The organism is Streptomyces sp. BPTC-684, assembly GCF_030028635.1.
GTDB lineage: Bacteria > Actinomycetota > Actinomycetes > Streptomycetales > Streptomycetaceae > Streptomyces > Streptomyces noboritoensis.
The window spans coordinates 3,575,844-3,595,120 of record NZ_CP124863.1 but is presented as its reverse complement, the minus strand read 5'-3'; the positions used below and the strand labels follow the sequence as shown (position 1 = coordinate 3,595,120).

Annotated in this window: 13 protein-coding genes; 4 read left to right on the top strand and 9 right to left on the bottom strand. The window is 73.4% G+C overall.

Going from position 1 to position 19,277, the window contains the following annotated elements; all coding sequences use genetic code 11:
* Positions 1-34 precede the first annotated feature (34 nt).
* Positions 35-1,567, bottom strand: a complete 1,533-nt coding sequence (locus tag QIY60_RS16065; protein WP_283143068.1) for an MFS transporter — start codon at positions 1,565-1,567, stop codon at positions 35-37.
* A 91-nt stretch (positions 1,568-1,658) separates the two neighbouring features.
* Positions 1,659-2,315 carry a TetR/AcrR family transcriptional regulator gene (locus tag QIY60_RS16060; protein ID WP_283143067.1) on the bottom strand — a complete coding sequence of 219 codons (657 nt, stop codon included), beginning with the start codon at positions 2,313-2,315 and terminating at the stop codon, positions 1,659-1,661.
* A gap of 310 nt (positions 2,316-2,625) precedes the next feature.
* Between QIY60_RS16060 and QIY60_RS16055 the strand changes: the two genes are divergently transcribed.
* Positions 2,626-3,936: a M6 family metalloprotease domain-containing protein gene (locus QIY60_RS16055; protein ID WP_283143066.1), complete on the top strand. Its 1,311-nt coding sequence runs from the start codon at positions 2,626-2,628 to the stop codon at positions 3,934-3,936.
* A gap of 172 nt (positions 3,937-4,108) precedes the next feature.
* Here the strand turns inward: QIY60_RS16055 and QIY60_RS16050 are convergent, their stop codons facing one another.
* The 4 genes from QIY60_RS16050 to QIY60_RS16035 form a co-directional block, all read right to left on the bottom strand.
* Positions 4,109-5,794 (bottom strand): class I adenylate-forming enzyme family protein, encoded by a 1,686-nt coding sequence (locus QIY60_RS16050; protein ID WP_283143065.1) that lies wholly within the window; start codon positions 5,792-5,794, stop codon positions 4,109-4,111.
* 63 nt (positions 5,795-5,857) lie between these two features.
* Complete coding sequence (locus QIY60_RS16045; RefSeq protein WP_283143064.1) at positions 5,858-7,804, bottom strand: anthranilate synthase family protein; 1,947 nt, start codon at positions 7,802-7,804, stop codon at positions 5,858-5,860.
* The gene (locus tag QIY60_RS16040) at positions 7,801-8,460 is read right to left on the bottom strand and encodes an isochorismatase family protein (protein ID WP_283143063.1); all 660 of its coding nucleotides are present in this window, start codon (positions 8,458-8,460) and stop codon (positions 7,801-7,803) included. Before QIY60_RS16040 ends, QIY60_RS16045 begins: the two co-directional genes overlap by 4 nt.
* 115 nt (positions 8,461-8,575) lie before the next feature.
* Complete coding sequence (locus QIY60_RS16035; protein WP_283143062.1) at positions 8,576-9,748, bottom strand: 3-deoxy-7-phosphoheptulonate synthase; 1,173 nt, start codon at positions 9,746-9,748, stop codon at positions 8,576-8,578.
* Positions 9,749-10,299: 551 nt separating this feature from the next.
* Between QIY60_RS16035 and QIY60_RS16030 the strand changes: the two genes are divergently transcribed.
* Complete coding sequence (locus QIY60_RS16030) at positions 10,300-11,442, top strand: transposase (RefSeq protein ID WP_283143061.1); 1,143 nt, start codon at positions 10,300-10,302, stop codon at positions 11,440-11,442.
* Here the strand turns inward: QIY60_RS16030 and QIY60_RS16025 are convergent.
* The gene (locus tag QIY60_RS16025) at positions 11,421-13,406 is read right to left on the bottom strand and encodes a GAF domain-containing protein (protein ID WP_283143060.1); all 1,986 of its coding nucleotides are present in this window, start codon (positions 13,404-13,406) and stop codon (positions 11,421-11,423) included. The genes QIY60_RS16030 and QIY60_RS16025 overlap by 22 nt on opposite strands.
* A gap of 148 nt (positions 13,407-13,554) precedes the next feature.
* Between QIY60_RS16025 and QIY60_RS16020 the strand changes: the two genes are divergently transcribed.
* Both QIY60_RS16020 and pabB read left to right on the top strand, forming a co-directional pair.
* On the top strand, positions 13,555-14,262 hold the full coding sequence (locus tag QIY60_RS16020) for a 50S ribosomal protein L11 methyltransferase (protein ID WP_283143059.1): 708 nt from the start codon (positions 13,555-13,557) through the stop codon (positions 14,260-14,262).
* An 8-nt stretch (positions 14,263-14,270) separates the two neighbouring features.
* Positions 14,271-16,361, top strand: coding sequence for an aminodeoxychorismate synthase component I (pabB, locus tag QIY60_RS16015; RefSeq protein WP_283145954.1), 2,091 nt, complete (start codon positions 14,271-14,273; stop codon positions 16,359-16,361).
* A gap of 1 nt (position 16,362) precedes the next feature.
* Here pabB and QIY60_RS16010 read toward each other — a convergent pair whose 3' ends face one another.
* Together QIY60_RS16010 and QIY60_RS16005 are read right to left on the bottom strand one after the other, a co-directional pair.
* Positions 16,363-17,865, bottom strand: coding sequence for an FAD/NAD(P)-binding protein (locus QIY60_RS16010; protein ID WP_283143058.1), 1,503 nt, complete (start codon positions 17,863-17,865; stop codon positions 16,363-16,365).
* Between the two features lie 35 nt (positions 17,866-17,900).
* A complete protein-coding gene (locus tag QIY60_RS16005) occupies positions 17,901-19,277 on the bottom strand; it encodes an FAD-binding oxidoreductase (protein ID WP_283143057.1) in 1,377 nt (458 codons plus the stop codon).

Below are 19,277 nucleotides of genomic sequence, written 5' to 3'. Positions count from 1 at the left end.
TCCGCTTACGCGTCCCCCACGTAGGCGGCGGGCGTCAGTGGGCGACCACCGGGACCCGGATCTCGTCCTCGGCGCCCTCGCCGTCGCCGGAGCCGGTCAGCGAACCGGTGTCCGGGCGGCCGGTGTTGATGAGGGTGACCGCGATCGCCGAGGCGAGCACCAGGATGCCGACCGCCCACCAGATGGCGCTGGTGAAGCCGTGCACCATCGCCTGGAGCTTCAGCAGCTCCACGCTCTTGGCCCCGGCGGCGTGCGAGGTGACGTACGCCGTGGTGGCCGAGGCCGCGATGGTGTTCAGCAGAGCCGTGCCGATGGCGCCGCCCACCTGCTGCGAGGTGTTGACCATGGCGGAGGCGACACCCGAGTCACGCGGCTCGACCCCGATCGTGGCCAGCGACATGGCCGGCATGAAGGCGGTGCCCATGCCGAGGCCCAGCAGGATCTGCGCCGGCAGGATCAGCCCGGCGTACGAGGTGTCGATCTGGAGCTGGGTCAGGATCAGCATGCCGATGCCGGCGGTCAGGAAGCCGGGGCCCATCAGCAGGCGCGGCGGGACCCGGGTCATCAGCCGGGCGCCGATCTGGGTGGAGCCGGTGATCATGCCCGCGATCATCGGCAGGAACGCGAAGCCGGTCTTGACCGGCGAGTAGCCCTTCACGACCTGGAGGTAGTACGTCAGGAAGAGGAAGAGGCCGAACATCGCGATGATCGCGAGGCCGAGGGAGAGGTAGACCCCGCCCCGGTTGCGGTTGGTGACCACGCGCAGCGGCAGCAGCGGGTTCTTGACCTTGGCCTCGGTGGCCACGAACGCGAGCAGCAGCACGGCCGCGGCGACGAACATCGACACGGTCAGCGTGTCGGACCAGCCGGCCGACTCGGCGCGGGTGAAGCCGTACACCAGGGCGACCAGGCCGAGGGTGGACAGGACCACGCCGGGGACGTCCAGCGGCGAGCGGTTGCGGGTGCCGGAGGGCTCGCGGATGACGAAGTAGGCACCGGCGGCCGCGACGATCGCGAACGGGATGTTGACGAAGAAGGTCCAGCGCCAGTTCAGGTACTCGGTGAGGAAGCCGCCGAGGATCAGGCCGACGGCGCCGCCGCCGCCCGCGATCGCGCCGTAGATGCCGAACGCCTTGGCGCGCTCCTTGGCATCGGTGAACATCACCGCGAGCAGGGAGAGCGCGGCGGGCGCGAGCAGCGCGCCGAACGCGCCCTGGAGCGCGCGGGAGCCGAGCAGCATGGCCTCGCCGGTGGCCGCGCCGCCGAGCGCGGAGGCCGCGGCGAAGCCGAGCAGACCGACGACGAAGGTGCGCTTGCGTCCCCACAGGTCGGCTATGCGGCCGCCGAAGAGCAGCAGACCGCCGAAGGCGAGGGCGTAGGCCGTGATGACCCACTGCTTGTTGCCGTCGGAGATGCCCAGGTCGGTCTGGGCGGAGGGCAGGGCGATGTTCACGATCGTCGCGTCGAGCACGACCATGAGCTGGGCGAGCGCGATGAAGGCGAGGGCCTTCCAGCGACTGGGGTCAGGAGCGAGGTCCTGGGCCGGGGCCTGGGCTGTTTTCGACATGGGTGTAGCCACCTTGGGACGCGATGTGCTGAAAGCGGAGTGCTGAGGTACGGGTGCGGAAAGCGGAGTCGCCGCCCGGCCGCGGGATCGGTTACGGCCGGCTGAGGTCCTGCAGGGTCGCCGCCGTCCCCGGCAGCCCGGACCGCGCCGGGGCCGTGAGCCCGTCGAGGAAGAGCTGGAGGTGGCGGTGGACGAACCGGTCCATGTTCGGGCACGCGGTGCCCGGCAGCGGCCGGGTGAGCTGGGTGAGGGCGACCATCAAATCGCCCACGTCGACGTCGTCGCGCAACTGGCCGCTGCGCCGGGCCCGCGCCATGAGGTCCCGGACGGCCTCGTCCAGTCGCTCGCGGGCGGCGTCGATCTCCGGCAGGTCCTTGTCGAAGCCCTCGGAGAGCATCGGGCACAGGGCGCCGATGCGCTCGTCGGCCGCCGCGAACACGAACCGCCGCAGCGCGGCGAAGGCGTCGGGCTCCTCGGCGGTCGCGGTCTCCGCGGCCGTCGAGACCCGCTCCATGACCGCGAGCACCACGCTGGTGATCAGCTCGCCGCGGTCCTTGAAGTGCCGGTAGAGCGTGGCGTTGCCGATGCCCGCGCGCTTGGCGATCTCGTCGAGCGGCACCATGGCGCCCTCCTCGACGAACATCTCGCGCGCGGCCGCGATGATCCGCTCCCGGTTGCGCAGGGCGTCGGCCCGCGGCCGCGGGGCGCGACGGGGCTCCGCTGCGGTGGTCGGGGTGGCGGTCGACACGGCGTGCTCCTTCTCGTACGTACGAAGTCGTCGTCCCCACCGGAAGCGGAGCGCCTCCGGGGGTCTCCGGAAGTCTCCGGAACCGGGGAAGCTCTCCCCGTTTCGGCGGGACACAGGTGCAAACGGGGAAAGGCTCCCCGGTTATTTCCGGCCGGGTGACCTGTTTGGTGTGACCTGAGTCACAGCTTCCTCTTGTGGAAACCACACGCCCGGCCCACCCAGCGCGCGCCCGCGACACGCCCGACACAGGGTGATCGCACGAGCGCAGTCAGGAACGGCCTGCTGCCGGTGGCCGAAGGCGAGCGTGCGCATGGAGGAGTCCGGCAGACCGCGCCGTCGGATATCCGGCGGGCCGCGCGACCCGCGCCGCCGCCGCACCCTCGCGGGCGCGGCCCTCGCCGCCGTCGTGCTCGCCTCGATGACCTCGGGCAGCACCACCCTGGCGCCCCCCTTGCGGGCGTCGGCCGGGCCGGTGGCCACCGGCGGCGAGACGGCGCTCGGCCCGTGCCGGATCACCGCCACGCTCGGCGTGCAGATGTCGGAGGGCCTGCCCACCCCGCCCGGCTACGCCCACTCCACGGGCACGGTCCGCGCGCTCACCCTGATGGTCGACTTCCCGGACGCGCAGGGCACGGAGTCCGCGCTGAGCCGGTACGCGGAGTTCTTCCCGCAGACCACCCGGTGGTTCCGCACCGCGTCGTACGGGCGGCTCGACTACCGGCCCGACGCCCCCCTCCCGCAGTGGCTGCGGATGCCTCAGGCGTTCTCGGCGTACGGCATCGAGCGCGGCTCGCCGTACGAGCCGGGCTACCGGCGGCTGGTCAAGGACATCGTGGCGGCGGCCGACTCCAAGGTGAACTTCGCGGCGTACGACCTGGTCAACATCCTGATGTCGCCGAACGCGGGGCCGTCGGCGCTGGACACGGTGCTGTCGGTGACGTTCTCCGGGAACGAGGACGCGCCGCTCGCGGACGGCGTGCCGCTCTCCAACACGTCCTTCGTCTACAGCCGCCAGGACGACGGCTCCGGCTCGTACCGCGAGACGGGCTACCGGGTGCTGCCGCACGAGAACGGCCACGTCTTCGGGCTGCCCGACCTGTACACGCCCGAGGGCGGGGGCGCGGTCGGCCACTGGGACATCATGTCCGAGGACTGGGGCGCCAACAACGACATGCTCGGCTGGCACAAGTGGAAGCTGGGGTGGCTGGACAACTCGCAGGTGGGGTGCGCGTCGGCGGCGGCGAGCGTGAGCGAGTACGTGCTTCGCCCGCTGTCCGCGGCGGGGGGCGGACGCAAGCTGGTCTTCGTCCCTCTGTCGGACGAGTCCGGGTACGCGCTCGAAGTGCGGACCCGTTCGGGGAACGACGAGGCGGTGTGCAAGCCGGGGGTTCTTGTGTACCGGGTGAGCACGGACGTGGATACGGGGCGTGGGCCCATCACTGTCGCGGACAGCGCCAAGGACAGCGGTGGCTGCACCCGCCGTCCCAACGTCCACGCGGAGCTGTCCGACGCGCCGTTCGCGGCGGGGGAGGCGTTCACGGACCGGGAGCGGGGCGTCCGTGTTTCGGTCCTGGGCGCGGACGAGCTGGGCAACTACCGCGTGCGGGTGACCCGGGGCTGAGATTCCGTCTGCGGGCCGGTGGGGGCTGGTCGCGCAGTTCCCCGCGCCCCTAAAAATGCGCCCCTGCGGGGCGCCCAGGGGATTGCCGCGCAGCGGCACCTAAGGGGCGCGGGGAACTGCGCGAGCAACCACGCACGGTCTGCAGACGGACGACAGCCGCCCGGCCAGGGCTTTAGGGAAGGGGTGGGGTGGGGGATGCCAAAGCCGCGGCCACCTCCGCCCGCAGCTCCCGCTTCAGCACCTTTCCCGTCGCGTTGCGCGGCAGGGGAACGGTTCGCACGAGCACGTGCGCGGGCACCTTGAACGCGGCCAGGACGCGGCTCGCGTACGCCCGCAGCTCCTCCGCACCGACCGGCGCAGCCACCTGCACCACCGCCGCCACCTCCTCCCCCAGCAGAACGTGCGGCATCCCCACCACCGCCGCGTCGAGCACCGCCGGGTGCCCGTGCAGGACCGACTCGACCTCCACGCAGTAGACGTTCTCGCCGCCCCGGATCACCACGTCCTTGATCCGGTCGACGACCGCGAAACGGCCGTCCCGGGCCACCGCCAGGTCCCCGGTCCGGAACCAGCCGTCCACGAAGGCGAGCGCGGTGGCGGCAGGGTCGTTCCAGTAGCCGCGCACGTTCGACTGGGCGCGCAGCCAGAGCTCGCCCACCTCGCCGTCCGGCACGTCCGCGCCGGAGCGCCCGACGACCCGCGCCTCGGTGGTGGGCGTCGGGCGGCCCACACTGCCCGGCCACTCCCGGTACTCCGCACCGAAGTTGGCCAGCACTCCCCCGCTGGTCTCGGTCAGCCCGTACCCGTTGCGCGGCTCTATCCGCTCCCCGTACCGCGCGGTGAGCCGCCCCACCAGGGTGGGCGGCGCGCTGGACCCGCCGGTGTTGAACATCCGCAGCGAGTCCATCGGGTCGCCCGCCCGCTCGGCCTCGTCGAGCAGTTGCAGGGCGGTGGTGGGGACGCCCGCGTAGTGGGTCACGCCGTGCTCGCGGATCAGTGCGAGCGCCCGCCGGGCGTCCCACTTGCGCATCATGACCAGGGTGCCGCCCGACCCCATCACCGAGTAGAACCCGCTGAACCCGGCGACGTGGAAGAAGGGGTACGTCACCAGGGACACCGGCGCGGGCCCCTGCCCCGGCACCAGGCCCCGGCCCAGCGCGGAGGCGGCCGCGTGGAAGCGGGGGTTCATCGCCGCCCCGGCCTGGGCGAGGTGGGTGGCGACGGCGCCCTTGGGGCGGCCGGTGGTGCCGGAGGTGTAGATGATCGTGGCGTCGTCCTCGGGCGAGACCGTCACGTCCGGCGGCCCGGCGGCGGGATCGGACGGGCCCAGGTCCTCGTACGCCTCGAAGCCCTCGGGCAGCACGCCCGCGCCCTCGAAGACCACGCCCGGCACCCGCGCCTTACGCGCCCACCCCTCGACCCTCGCCAGCCGCTCCCCGTCCACGAGCAGCACACCGGGCGCGCAGTCGTCGAGCGCGTACGCGAGCTCGGCCTCGGTCCACCAGGCGTTCAGCGGCACCGCCACCAGACCGGCCAGCTGCGCGGCCCAGAACGCGATGTGCCACTCGGGCAGGTTCCGCATCGCCACCACCGCGCGGTCGCCGGGCCGCAGCCCGTACCCCTCGACCAGCCGCCGGGCCAGCGCGGAGGCGGCCGCGAAGAACTCGGCGTAGGTGTGGGTGCCGCTCTCCGCCACCAGGAAGGGCCGGTCGCCGTACGCCCAGGTGACCTCCACGAACTCGCGCAGGGTCCGCGGGCCCCCGGCGTAGACGGGCACCCCGTCCGGGCCCCGCTCGACGGCGAAGGGCGCCCCGGGTGCGGTGAGGAGCGCTTCTGCGGCAGCGGGGGTGTACGGCACGGGGTGCCCTCCTTGGCGGCGGGTGCGGGGCGCGGGCTCCCCACAACATAAACGCCGCCCTTCTCAGCGAGCTCGGCGCGCCTCCCCCGCCAGCGGTCCGCCGCCGGAGCGGACCACTCCGGCCAGGGCCTCGGCGAGGATCCGTACACCGTCCTCGGTGAGCACCGACTCGGCGTGGAACTGCATCGAGGCGAAGCCCGGGCCGCGCAGCGCGTGCACCTCGCCCGTGTCCGGGTCGCGGCTGATCTCGATGACGCCGTGGTCGGGGTGGGTGAGCTTGTCGTCGGCGCTGCGGGCGGCGAACGTGTTGTAGAAGCCCACCCGCTCGTACGCGCCGAACAGGTCGATCTCCTTCTGGACGCCCTGGTTGGGGGTGTCGCGCCGGGCCAGGCCCAGGCCCAGCAGGGTCGACAGGACCTGGTGGCTGAGGCAGACGGCCACGAACGGGCGCCGGTCGTCGAGGAGCCGGGTCACCGCGCCCCGCAGATGCGCGATCTTGGGGTGGGCGGTCTCCCGGGGGTCGCCCGGGCCGGGGCCCATGACGACCAGGTCGTGGTCGGCTGCCTCGTACGGCTCGTCGAACCGACGGACCGTCACCTCAAGGCCCAGGGCGGCCAGTTCATGGCCGATCATCGAGGTGAAGGTGTCCTCCGCGTCCACGATCAGCACGCTGCGCCCGGCGAGCTCCTCGACGGGGGCCGCCCGCTGCGCGGGGTCTCGCAGCCAGAAGCGGGCGATGCGGTCGTTGCGGCGCTCCAGCGCCTCGCGCACCCGGGCGTGCCCGGCGAACCGCTCGACGGCGGCCGGGCGGGGTGCGCCGGCGGGACCCGCGTCGAGGGCGGCGAGCAGCCCTGCCGCCTTCGCCCGGGTCTCGGCGACCTCGCTCACCGGGTCGGAGTGGCGCACCAGGGTCGCGCCCACGCCGATGCTGAGCCGCCCCTCGTCGCTGATGTCGGTGGTGCGGATGAGGATGGCGGAGTCCATGGTGCGCCCGCCGTGCTCGTCGCGGCCGATGAGGGCCATGACGCCGCTGTAGTAGCCGCGCCCCTCCGGCTCGTACCGCGTGATCACCTTGCAGGCGCTCTCCAGCGGGCTGCCGGTCACGGTGGGGGCGAACATCGTCTCGCGCAGGATGTCGCGCACGTCGTGGCCGGTGCGGCCCTCGATGAAGTACTCGGTGTGCGCGAGGCGGCCCATCTCCTTGAGGTACGGGCCGACGACCCGGCCGCCGCCCTCGCAGATCCGCGCCATCATCTTGAGCTCTTCGTCGACGACCATGTAGAGCTCGTCGGCCTCCTTGCGGTCGGCCAGGAAGGCCATCACTCCGGGCAGGTCGGGGCCCGCCTCCGGGTAGCGGTAGGTGCCGCTGATGGGGTTCATCACGGCGGTGCCGCCGTGCAGGCTGACGTGCCGCTCGGGGCTGGCGCCGACGAAGGTGCGCCCGCCGGTGTGCACCAGGAACGTCCAGTACGCGCCGGACTCCCGCTCGACCAGGCGCCGGAAGAACGACAGGGCGCTGTGCGGGGTGTACGGCGTGATGTCGGCGACGAAGGCGCGCTTGATGACGAAGTTGGCGCCCTCGCCGTTGCCGATCTCGCGCTCGATGACGTCGCGCACGATCTCCGCGTAGCTGTCGTCGTGCACGTCGAAGCGGCCGTCGGTGAGGGTGACGGGCTCGTCGGGCAGCCGCCGCAACGCCTCGTCGAGCGGCAGTTCGCCCTGCTCCTCGACGGACATGACGAGCAGCGGCTCGCCGTCGTCGGTGCTGGTGAAGCCGCGCTCGGAGATCTGCCGGTACGGGACGACCGCGAGCACCTCGTGGCGGGCACCCCCGCCGGTGGGCGCGTCCGGCAGCGGTATCCGCGCCAGCGCGTCGACGGCGGACACCTCGCCGAGCAGCACTTCGAGGACGTCGCGGCCCAGCGTCTCGGGCCGGTGCAGCAGGGCGTACGCGGCGGGGCTCTGGGTGAGCACCCGGCCCAGCAGGTCCGAGGGGAGTCCGTCGGTCATCGCCCGGCTCCGTCCGCGGGGGCCAGCTCGGCGAGGACCGACTTGGCGGTGGTGACCACGGCGCAGCGCTCGGCCGCGTAGTCGAGGGCGAGGCGGTGGTACTGCTCGGAGAAGTCCGCGACCGCGTCGGCGACCAGGAAGGGCTGGATGTCGTTGGTGAACGCCTCCACCGCCGTCATCAGGATGCCCACGTGCGCGTACACCCCGCAGACGATCAGCTGGTCGCGGCCGGCCGCGCGCATCCGCTCCAGGAGGTCCGACTTGAAGAACGCGCTGTAGCGCCACTTGGTGAACACCCAGTCGTCCGCGCCCGGTTCGAGCTCGTCGATCACCTTGCGGTCCTCCGGGGCGACCCGCATGCCCGGCCCCCAGAAGTCCTTCAGCAGCCCGCGCTCCTGGTCGCTCATCCCGCCGGGCTGCGCGGTGTACGCCACCGGGATCCCGGCCGCCGCGCAGCTCTCGCGCAGCAGCGCGGCGTTGCGCACGAGGGCGGCGCCGGGCGCCTGGTCGGCCGGGAACGGCCGCAGGAAGTAGCGCTGCATGTCGTGGACGAGCAGCACGGCGCGGGTTTGGTCGACCTTCCAGGTCGCGGTGTTCGCGGGGAGGTCGCCCTCGGAGGGCATCGGATACGGGTCGATGGAGGGCAAGCCCGCCATGGGTGGTCCTTTCGCTGTGCCGGTGCGTACGGAGTCATGCTCGGCTGCGGGCCGTCTGTGGCTGGTCGCGCAGTTCCCCGCGCCCCTTACGGGGCCCGGAGGGCCCCCAATCGCGTCAGCCCAGCCAGGCCGAGGCCACCGAGACCGCCTGGCGTGGGTTGAGGCGGGGGTCGCAGAAGCTCGTGTACTTGTCGCCGACCTCGTGCAGCCGGTCCTGGTCGGTGACGCACTCGGTGACGTCGTCCGGGGTGGTCTCCAGATGGATGCCGCCCGCGGTGCCGCCCGCCGCGGTGACCGCGCGGTGGAACTCCACGACCTCCCGTACGACGGTCTTCACCAGCCGCGTCTTGAGGCCCTCGGGGCCGTTGACGGTGTTGCCGTGCATCGGGTCGGTCAGCCAGATCACCGGGTGGCCCGCCGCGCGCACCGCCGCCACGAGCGACGGCAGCCGCTCCCCCACGGTGTCCGCGCCCATCCGGGCGATCAGCGTGAGGCGCCCGGGCACCCGCTCGGGGTCCAGTTTCTCGCAGAGCGCCAGCAGGTCCGCCGAGGTCATGCCCGGGCCCACCTTGCAGGCCACCGGGTTGGCCACGGCCGCGAGCAGCGCCACATGGGCGCCGTCCACCTGGCGGGTGCGCTCGCCGATCCACGGCCAGTGGGTGGAGGTGAGCAGCAGGCGGCCGTCGTCCTGGGTGCGCACCATCGGCAGTTCGTAGTCGAGCAGCAGCGCCTCGTGGCTGGTCCACACCGGCGCCTCGTGCCGTGCCCCGCGCGCCGGGCCGCTCCAGCCGAGCAGCTCCAGGATGCCGCGCGCCGACCGGTAGCCGGTGAGCATCCGGGTGGGGTCGGGCCTGCGTAACTCGGGGTCAGGCTCGGGGGCGTTGACCATGTGGCCGCGGTAGACGGGGAGTTCGACCCCGGCGACCGTCTCGGTGGGCCGGGAGCGGGGCTTGCCGTACTGGCCGGCCAGGCGCCCGACCCGCAGGACGGGCTTGTGCGAGGTCATCCGCATGACCCCGGCCAGCATGTCGAGCAGCCCCACCTTGCGGGCCACGTCGCCGTGGCTGTTCTCCGCCCAGTCCTCGGCGCAGTCGCCGGACTGGACGACCTGGACCCGCCCGGCCGCGACCTCGGCCAGCCGCGTGCGGAGGTGTGCGACGTCGTCCGCCTCGACGAGCGGTGGCAGCGCGGCGAGCTCCTGCCTGACCCGTACGAGTTCCGCGTGGCCTTCCCAGTCCGGTTGCTGCACTGCGGGGAACGAGCGGAGGAACGTGTGGACGCTGTGCACCTGATACCTCCCAGGGTGGCGTGGCACCGCTCACCCGAAGGCGGATCAGCAAGCGGCCGGACGCCGAGCCTCGCCGACCGCGCGAGCAAAACCGAAGCGGGTTTCCAGGACTCCCGGAAGTACGGGCACAACCTCGGCCCGACTTGACGGAGTGTGCGTTCCGGCGCCGCCGACGGGATCCGGCCGGGACGGGCCCCGGCGACTTGCGCGCGCGCCGCGCGGCACCGCGTGCCGGGTACGCGGTGGCGCAGTCACCACCGGGGCGCACCGTACCGCGTGGCGCCGCGCCGGGAACGGGTGCGCCGGCGGCCTCGCAGTGGCGAGCCACCCACGCGGCGGCGCGATGGGGTGCCCCCTGCACCTCGCCCGCCCGTCGAGTACCGGCCATTCTCGGAACGGTGGCTTCGACCAGCCGCTCAAACAGCTCTTGGAGGGGGTTTCCGGTGAGCGTTCCCGCCGACAGTATGAGGCCTGTATGGAATCGTCGCGCCGTGCCGTCGCAGCGGACTTCACCGGCGGTCATGTACGAGCGCGAGTTCATGCTCAGGGACATGAGCAACGTGCTGTTCTCCTCCTTACCGAGGCGGGACCAGCGGCACAAGGGGGAGCAGTATCTGCGCGGGCTGCTCACGGCGAAGGGGCGCCGGTCCATCAGGAACGTGGCGGCCTGTCTGGGCGATCCCACCCTTGAGCAGACCCTGCACCACTTCATCTGCAACTCCACCTGGGAGTGGCGGCCGGTGCGCGAGGCGCTGGCCTGCTGGCTCGGCCAGGTGATCTCGCCGCAGGCCTGGGTGGTGCGGCAGATGTCGATCCCCAAGTCCGGCAGCCACTCGGTGGGCGTGGGCCGCAGCTTCGACCTCTACCGCAACCAGATGTTCCACGGCCAGCAGGCCTTCGGCGTGTGGTGTGCCTCCGAGGAGGCGGCGGCGCCGGTCAACTGGCGCCTGGTCCTGCCCGGAACGCGGGGCGAGCAGGAGGGTACGGCCTCCGGTGCGTCCGGCGGAAGGTCCTCCCGGCACACCGCCGAGACGCCGGAGGAGTGCGCCACCACCGCGGCGCTTGAGTTCGCGGGTCTGCACGGCGCCCCGCTGCTGCCCGTGGTGCTGGATCTGCCGGTGCGCGACCCCGAGGCGCTGGTGCGGCGGTTCGGCGCGGCCGGGGTGCCGGTGCTCGCCCGCGTCGGGGCCGCCTCGCTGTTCACCGTGGAGGAGCCCGCCCTGGCCCGGTTCGGCACCGGGCCGCTGCCGGTGCAGCGGATCCTCGACTCGGTCAAGGGGCGCCGCCAGCGGGTCGGCAGGTTCGACCCGGGCGCGCCCTCGGGCGTACGGCACACTCCCGCGGTCAAGGTGCGGGTCGGACTGCCGGGCGGGACGCCGGTGGTGCGGGACGCCCGCGAGGGCGGGCTCGCGCTGGTCGGGGAGTGGGAGGAGGCGCACCGGGCGCCCACCCAGCTGTGGCTCACCAACATGGGCGGCGTGCCCACGTCCACGCTGCTGAGCCTGACCCGGCTGGCCGACCGGGTCGGCCGGGACCTCGCGGACCACGGGGACCGGTCGGGGCTGCGGGACTTCGAGGGGCGGTCGCTGCGCGGCTGGCACTGCCACATGACGCTGGCCTCGGCGGCGCACGCCCTGGAGGTCCTGACCGCGAGCCGCAGGCCGGCGGAGGGCTACTTCCCCAAGGTGTCCTGACTCCCCGGGGCGTCCTGCGGGCCGGCGGCGGCCTCCCGCTGCCCGAGCACCGCCTCCCGGCGGCGGCGCAGGACGTCCCGGGCGCGCAGCAGCCGCAGCGCCAGCTGCGCCTCGGTGGCGCGCTCGGGCTGCTGCCAGCCGGGGCCGAGCAGCTCCGTGATGCGATCGAGGCGGCGGGTCACCGTGTTGGGGTGGACGTGCAGGCCGCCCGCCGCGCGGGTCGGGCTGCTGCCCGCGGCGAAGTACGCCTCCATCGTCGCCACCAGGTGCGTCGCGCGCTCGGCGTCGTGGTCGAGCACCGGCCCGATGACCGAGGCGACGAACCCGTCGACGTCGTGGTCGTCGGAGAGCAGCAGCCCGAGGAAGCCCAGGTCGTCGATGGACGCGGCGCTGCCCGCCCCGTCGAGCGCGAGCAGCGCGTCGAAGCAGCGCAGCGCCTCCTGGTAGACCTGGGCCACCGAGGCGAGCGAGGCGGCGGGGCCCGCCGAGGCCACCGTGACGGGCTCGGCGAGCAGCGGCGACAGCTCGCCGGAGACGGCGCGGGCGACGGCCGAGGCGTCGGTGCCGGGCAGCAGCAGCACGATGTCGCCCTCGTGCACCTTCATCAGCCCGGAGCTGCGGTACGCGTACGACGAGGACCACACCACCGCCTTGCCGTGCTCCCCGCCCTCCGGCCGAGCCACCACCACGACGTACGGCGCGTCCGCGTCGATGCCCAACTGGTGGGCCTGGCGGGCGAGTTGTCCCGGCGGCTGGGCGACGGCGGTGAGCAACCCGTCGAAGAACTCGTCGCGCAGCGGCCCCTCGGCCACGGCCGTGCTGCGCTGCACCACGAGCAGCAGCGCCACCGTCTGCCCCACCGAGCCGAAGAAGGCCCGCTCGTCCTCGGTGAGCGCCCGGTCGGCCCGCAGCAGCACCAGGCCGCGCTCCCCGCCCGCGCCGACGGGGGCCGCCCAGACGTTCTCCGCGACCTCCACCGGGCCGCCCGCCGCGTGCGCCTCCAGGGCGGCGTCGCGTGTGCGCGCCTGATCGAGCCCGGGTGGCTCCCCGGCGCAGACGAGGGTGCGCCCGCAGCCGTCGCTCACCACGAGCCCGGCGTCCAGGGTCCCGGCGGCGGCCTTCGCGAGCTCGTGCAGCTCGCCGCCGGAGAGGACCAGGTGGACCAGCGCGGCCAGGGCCCCGGACAGCTGCCGCGTCCGTGCGATGGTGGCCCGCGCCCGGACGCCCGCCACCCGCAGCTCGGCGATCTCCTTCTGGGAGCGGTCCAGGAGGCGGGCCTTCTCCAGGGCGACCGCGGCGAAGTCCGCGAGGTACCGCATGAAGCTGATCTCGTCGGGCGTGAAGTGCCGGACGACCCGGTCCGCCCCGTACAACGCCCCGATCGGCACCCCGCTCTGGTGGATCGGGACGACCATGATGGCGTGCAGCCCCTCGGCCCGTACGACCGCGTCGAGCTGTTCGCCGTGCGGGATGCGGTCGTCGTTGAGGTAGTCCGAGGTCCAGTAGGGCGCGCCCGACTCGTGGGCCATCTCGCCCAGGCCCCGGCTCTCCTCGACCACGAGCCCCACGTTGAGCGAGGTGGTGTCGCCGTCCGAACTGTGCACGTACGAGCCGCCGCCGGGCCTGCGCAGGCTGATGTAGGCCATGTCGAACCCCAGCAGTCTTCGAGCGCGGCTCGTGATGACCTTGAGCAAGGTGTCGGGGTCGTAGGGAATCGTCATGTCGTGGACGGTGTTGACCAAGTCGGCCATGACGGACTCCCGCTGCCGGCGCTGATGACTGGAGGCCTGGATTTTCAGGGCGAGACGGGTCGCCCTTTCCAGTTCCTCCATCGGCATCCGGGGCAGCTTTTCGCGACGGGCGCGGTCGAGCAACTCCTGAAAGTGCCCGGGGGGTGAATCCAGTGCGAGCAGTTCCAGAACGGCCAGCGCCGGGGCATCCGCTAATGCCTTGTCGTCCACCATGTCGCCGCCCCCCATAGGCTCGAAACAGGGCGCAAGCCCTCATCGAACTTACGTTCCTCCGTAGGGTGGGTCAAGTTGCGGTCAAGTTGCTGACCAGCGGACGGCACCGCCCCGCGCGGGGCCCGATGCGGAACGAATTGGGGGCGGGATGACCGAAATCAAGAACTATCTGCGATCGCTGGAGCGAAGCCGTGCGGCGCTGCTGCGCGAGGACCGGCCGCGCACCTTCGCACTGGCCGGACGCGAGTGGGATCTGCTGGACGGCGTGTTCGCGCCGCCGTTCTCCGCGTCGACCGGCGCGGCGATGGAGCTGCTCGGGCTGACCGGGCGACGGCAGGCGCCCTGGCACGGCTCCTTACTGGAGGTGGGCTGCGGGACCGGGGTGATCGCCGTCTGCGCCGCGCTGGCGGGCGCCGACCCGGTGACGGCCCTGGACATCAACGAACAGGCCGTGCGCAACACGGAGATGAACGCGCACCGCCACGGCGTCGCGGACCGGCTGACCGCCGTGCACAGCGACCTCTTCGACGCGCTGGGGACCGACGAGCGCTACGACACCGTCTACTGGCACTCCAACTTCGTGCTCGCCCCGCCCACGTACCGCCACGAGACGGTCCACGAGCAGGCCTATGTGGACCCGGGCTACCGCGCCCACCGCCGCTATCTCGCCGGGGCCCCGGCCTTCGCGGCCGCCGGGGGAAGGGTGCTGCTGCACTTCAGCGACCGCGGGGACATCGACGCGCTGCACGAGATCGCCGCCGAGTGCGGCCGCGCTCTGCGTGTGCTGGACAGCCGCCCGATCGACGAGGGCGAGGAGACGGTCGAGCACATTCTCTACGAAATTACCGCGCCATGACCAAAGCCATCCACACTCTGCTCGTCGACAACTACGATTCTTTCACCTTCAATCTTTACCACTCGCTCGCCCGCGCGGGCGGGGCCGAGCCAGTGGTAATCCGCAATGACGATCCGGCGTGGGATTCCGCGCGGCTCCCGGAATTCGACAATGTCGTGCTTTCCCCGGGGCCCGGACACCCCGGCCGCGCGGCCGACTTCGGAATCTGCCGGGAAATCGTCGAACGCACCCGGATTCCGCTCCTCGGGATCTGCCTCGGCCACCAGGGAACGGCGCTGCTGCACGGCGCCCGCGTCGACCGCGCCCCCGAGCCGCGCCACGGCCGCACCTCGCCCGTACTGCACACGGGGGAGGACCTGTTCAGGGGCGTCCCCTCGCCCTTCGACGCGGTGCGCTACCACTCGCTGGCCGTGACCGGCCTGCCGGACGGGATGGAGGCGACGGCCTGGACGGCGGACGGCGTCCTGATGGGCCACCGCCACCGGCACCGGCCGCTGTGGGGGCTCCAGTTCCACCCCGAGTCGGTCCTGACCGAGTACGGCGACGAACTCCTCGCGAATTTCACGGAGTTGACGAGGCAGTGGCACCGCGCACGGGGTACGTCAGCGGCCCGCGGCACCCTCCCCCGTACCGTGAAAGCCACGAGCGCGGCGGAGCCGGACGAGGCCGCGCCGCGGAAACTGCGCGTCCTGGAGGAGCGGCTGCCCACCCGCTGGACCGGTGAGGCCGCGTTCCACCGGGTGTTCGGCCGCAGCGCCGACGCCTTCTGGCTGGACAGCAGCCGGCCCGACGCCGACGCGGGGCGCTTCTCCGTCCTGGGCGACGCGGCGGGCCCGCTCGCACGGGTGGCGCGCGCCGACGCGCACGGCGGCACCGTCACCATGGAGTGCGCGGCCGGACGGCGGACCGTCACCGCCGACTTCCTCGACTGGCTGGACCAGGACCTGAAGAGCATCCACGCCGAACTCCCCGACGTGCCCTTCGACTTCGCGCTGGGCTGGGTCGGCTATCTCGGCTACGAGCTGAAGGCGCAGTGCGGCGGCGAGGCCGCCCACCGCGCCGAGGACCCCGACGCCGCCCTGGTCTTCGCCGACCGCGCGATCGTCCTCGACCACCTCACCGGCCTCACCCATCTGCTGGCGCTCACGGAGGACGGCGACGAGGACGCGGCCCGCGCCTGGCTGCGCGCCACGGCGGGAGCCCTGGAGTCGGTGGCGGGCGAGGAGTTCGGCGATCCGGCCGCCCCGGCCGCGCGCGCCGCCATCCGGCTGCGGCACGACCGGGACGCGTATCTGCGCCTCATCGACGCCTGCCGGGAGCAGATCGCGGCGGGCGAGACCTACGAGGTCTGTCTGACGAACCAGGCCGAGGCCGCGTTCGACGGCGACCCGTGGGAGGCGTACCGGCTGCTGCGCCGCGTCAGCCCGGCCCCGTACGGCGCGCTGCTGCGGTTCGGGCGGCTCGCCGTGCTCAGCACCTCGCCCGAGCGGTTCCTGCGGGTGGACGCGGACGGCACGGCCACCTCCCGGCCGATCAAGGGCACCCGGCCGCGCGGGGCGACGCCCGAGCAGGACGCGGCGCTCGTGGCGCGGCTGCGCTCGGACGAGAAGGACCGGGCGGAGAACCTGATGATCGTGGACCTGGTCCGCAACGACCTCGGCCGCACCGCCGAGATCGGCTCCGTCGAGGTGCCGCGCCTCTTCGACGTCGAGACGTACGCCACCGTCCACCAGCTGGTGAGCACGGTACGGGCCCGGCTGCGCCCGGACCGCAGCGCGGTGGACTGCGTGCGCGCCGCGTTCCCGGCGGGCTCGATGACCGGCGCCCCCAAGATCCGGACCATGCGCCTCATCGACGTCCTGGAGGCGGGGCCCCGGGGCGTCTTCTCCGGGGCCATCGGCTACTTCTCGCTCTCCGGCGCCGCCGATCTGAGCGTGGCGATCCGTACGGCGGTGATCACCCCGGGCCGGGTCCGGTACGGGGTCGGCGGGGCGATCGTCGCGCTGTCCGACGCGGAGGCCGAGTTCGAGGAGACGGCGGTCAAGTCGGCCCCGCTGCTCGCGCTGACCGGCACCGCCTTTCCCGGCCGACGGCCGTAGCTCAGCGGGCTACGGACACGGCTGCCTCGGGACTGGCCGCTTCCGGGAGCGCGGCGAGGCTCGCCGCGATCTCGTCGGCGCGCCGGGTGAAGGCGGCGACGGCGCTCACGAAGTAGTAGGCGCCGCGCGTCAGTTCACCGAGCACGAAGAGGCGGTCGTCGGCCTCCCCGGACGGGGTGAGGGCCCGGCCGGTCGCCTCGTCCACGCGGATGCCGCCGTGCGGGTGGTCGGCGAGGACACCGGAGGTGCGGGCGAGCCCCAGGAGCCCGCCGGCCGACGGCGGCTCGGGCCGGTAGACCGAGGTCACGGCGTTGACCACCAGGTCGGCGCGGTCGGCCTCGCCGTCCTCGTACCGCACCAGGAAGCCGTCGCCGTCCCGCTCGACCGTCTCGATGCCCCCGCGCACCCGCAGCCGCTTCTCGTCGCACAGCTCGACCAGCTTGACCGCGGTGGACTGCGGGATAGGGGAGGCGAAGCTCCACAGCCGGGAGTGCAGGGTGCGCAGCACCTCTTGCTTGTCGCTCTCGTGCAGGGCCAGCCACAGGTCCTGGCCGATGTCGATGACCGCGCGCTGGAGCAGCTGGGTGCCGATGTCGGACGAGAGGGCGTCGTCGAGCTGGCGGCGCAGCCGCTCCTCGGCCGGGGCCGGGTCCAGGAGGTCGGTGGTGATCGCGGCGAAGTCGCCGCCCGCCGCCTCGACTTCCTCCCGGGCGAGCGCCGCGATGTCCGCGAGCCGCAGCGGCTTCGGCAGCCCGGCGAGCCGCTCGGCGGTGAGCACACCCGGCCGTACGGGCGCGGCCTTGCGGCGCACCGAGGGCAGCAGCCCGGACCGGGAGGCCAGGGTGACCCGCCCCTGGTGGCCGAAGGCGCGCAGGGCCATCAGCACATCGGTGGCGATCATGCCGGAGCCGATGACCGCGATCTCGGCGTCCTCGGGGACCTCCGCCAGCGCCTCCCGCAGGGGGTACGGGTCGTCGATGTAGCCGGGGGTGCCGCGCAGCCCGTACGCGTCGCCGTCGGCGCGGCCGCCGACGCACAGCACCGCGTGGTCCACCCGGACGCTCCCGCTCGCGTGCCGGATGACGACGCCGTCCCCGTCCCGCTCGATGCCCGTGGCCGTCTCCTCGACCGACCGCACGCTCCACCCGGCCGCGCGCAGCTTCTCCAGGGCCTCCTCGACCCCGTCCTCCAGATAGTCCCCGTAGACCGGCCGGGACAGGAAGCGGTGCACGCCGCGCCCGTCCGGGTGCACGGCGAGGCCCCTGGCCTCGGCCCAACGCACGCCGTGCTCCGGGTCGTTGAGGTACAGCGACATGCCGATCATCGGCCCGTTGGCGAGGACCGCCTCGGTGTCGCGCTGGTAGGCGCGGCCGCGCCAGCGGCCCTCGGGGCGGTCGACGAGGACCAGTTCGTTGGTCCCGGTGAACTCCTCGGCCCGGGCGGCGAGCGCGGCCACCAGCGTCGCCCCCACGGTTCCGCATCCGATCACGCCGATGCCGGTCATGCGGTGTTCCTTTCCTGAAGCGGGGTGACGGATACTCAGCGAGCGTCTGCCGGGGGGATGTTGTGATAGCCCCGGAACAGGTTCCCGGGGTCGTACACGGCCTTCAGCGCGGCCAGCCGCTCGTAGTCCGCCTCGTCGTAGCAGGCCCGCAGCTGCTCGGCCGTCACGGGGCCGCCGAGCAGGAAGTTCGGCGCGATGCCGGTCACCCGGTCGCCGAAGAGGGCGTAGACCCGCTCGTGCCCGGCCCGCTCGGCGGCGGCCACGGCGTCGCCCGCCCCGGGGGCGACGCGGCTCAGCACCCGTACCAGGAAGCGGGCGTCGCGGTGGCCGACCGACGAGGGCACGGCCGGGCGGCGGGCGAGGGCGCCGCCCAGGTGGCTGATCTGGACGACGCAGTTCATGCCGGAGCCCGGCCCGGTCAGCTCGACGATCCGGGCGGCCGTCGCCACGTCCAGGTCGTCGAGCAGGACGTTGGTGCCGTAGTACGCCATCGGGGTCGGCGGGTCGCGGTAGATGGCGTCCGATTCGGTGTACGGCATCTCCGTGAGCGTGTCGAGCACGTACGGGCCGAGCGCGCGCAGCGGCACGACCGCCGCCTCGCCGTCGGAGGCGCTGCCGGTGTGGGCGATCCGGATGTGCGCGGTGTACCGGCCGCGTACGGGCACCGGCACCACCGGCTTGTCCGGGAAGGGCACCAGACCGATCGAGGAGGTCATCTCCTCGCCCACGCCCGCCGTCCACTCCAGCCAGGTGCGCAGGGCGTCGGGCACGTGCTGTTCGGCGAAGTACAGCCCGCCGCCGTAGATCCGGGGCTGGCGCACCAGCTCCACGTCGAGCGAGGTGACCACGCCGAAGTTGCCCCCGGCGCCGCGCAGCGCCCAGAACAGGTCCGGGTCGCTCGCGGCGGTGACGTGCCGCAGCTCGCCGTCGGCGGTGACGACCTCGGCCGCGGTGATCCGGTCGGCGGCGAAGCCGTAGGTGCGGGCCAGCAGGCCGATGCCGCCTTCGACCGTGTAGCCGACGGCGCCGACGCCGAGCGTGCTGCCGGAGAGCGGCGCGAGCCCGTGGAGCGCGGCCTCCCGGATCACGTCGCCCCAGGGCGTTCCGGCCCGGATCCGGGCGATGCCGCTGCCCGGGTCGACCTCCACCCCGCGCATCCGCGCGGTGGTCACCAGGACGCCGCCGGTGCGGTCGCCGGGCAGGCCGTGGCCGGTGGACTGCACCGCGAGGGGCAGCCCGCGCCCGGCGGCCAGCCGGACGGCGGCGCGGACGTCGTCCGGCCCCGTCGCGCCGACCACGACGTCCGGCCGCTGGCCGAACCCCAGCTGATAGGCGGCGACTTCCTCGTCGTAACCCGCCGACTCCCGCCCGAAAACCGGGCCTTCGCTCGCGATGTCCGCGGGCACGCTCAC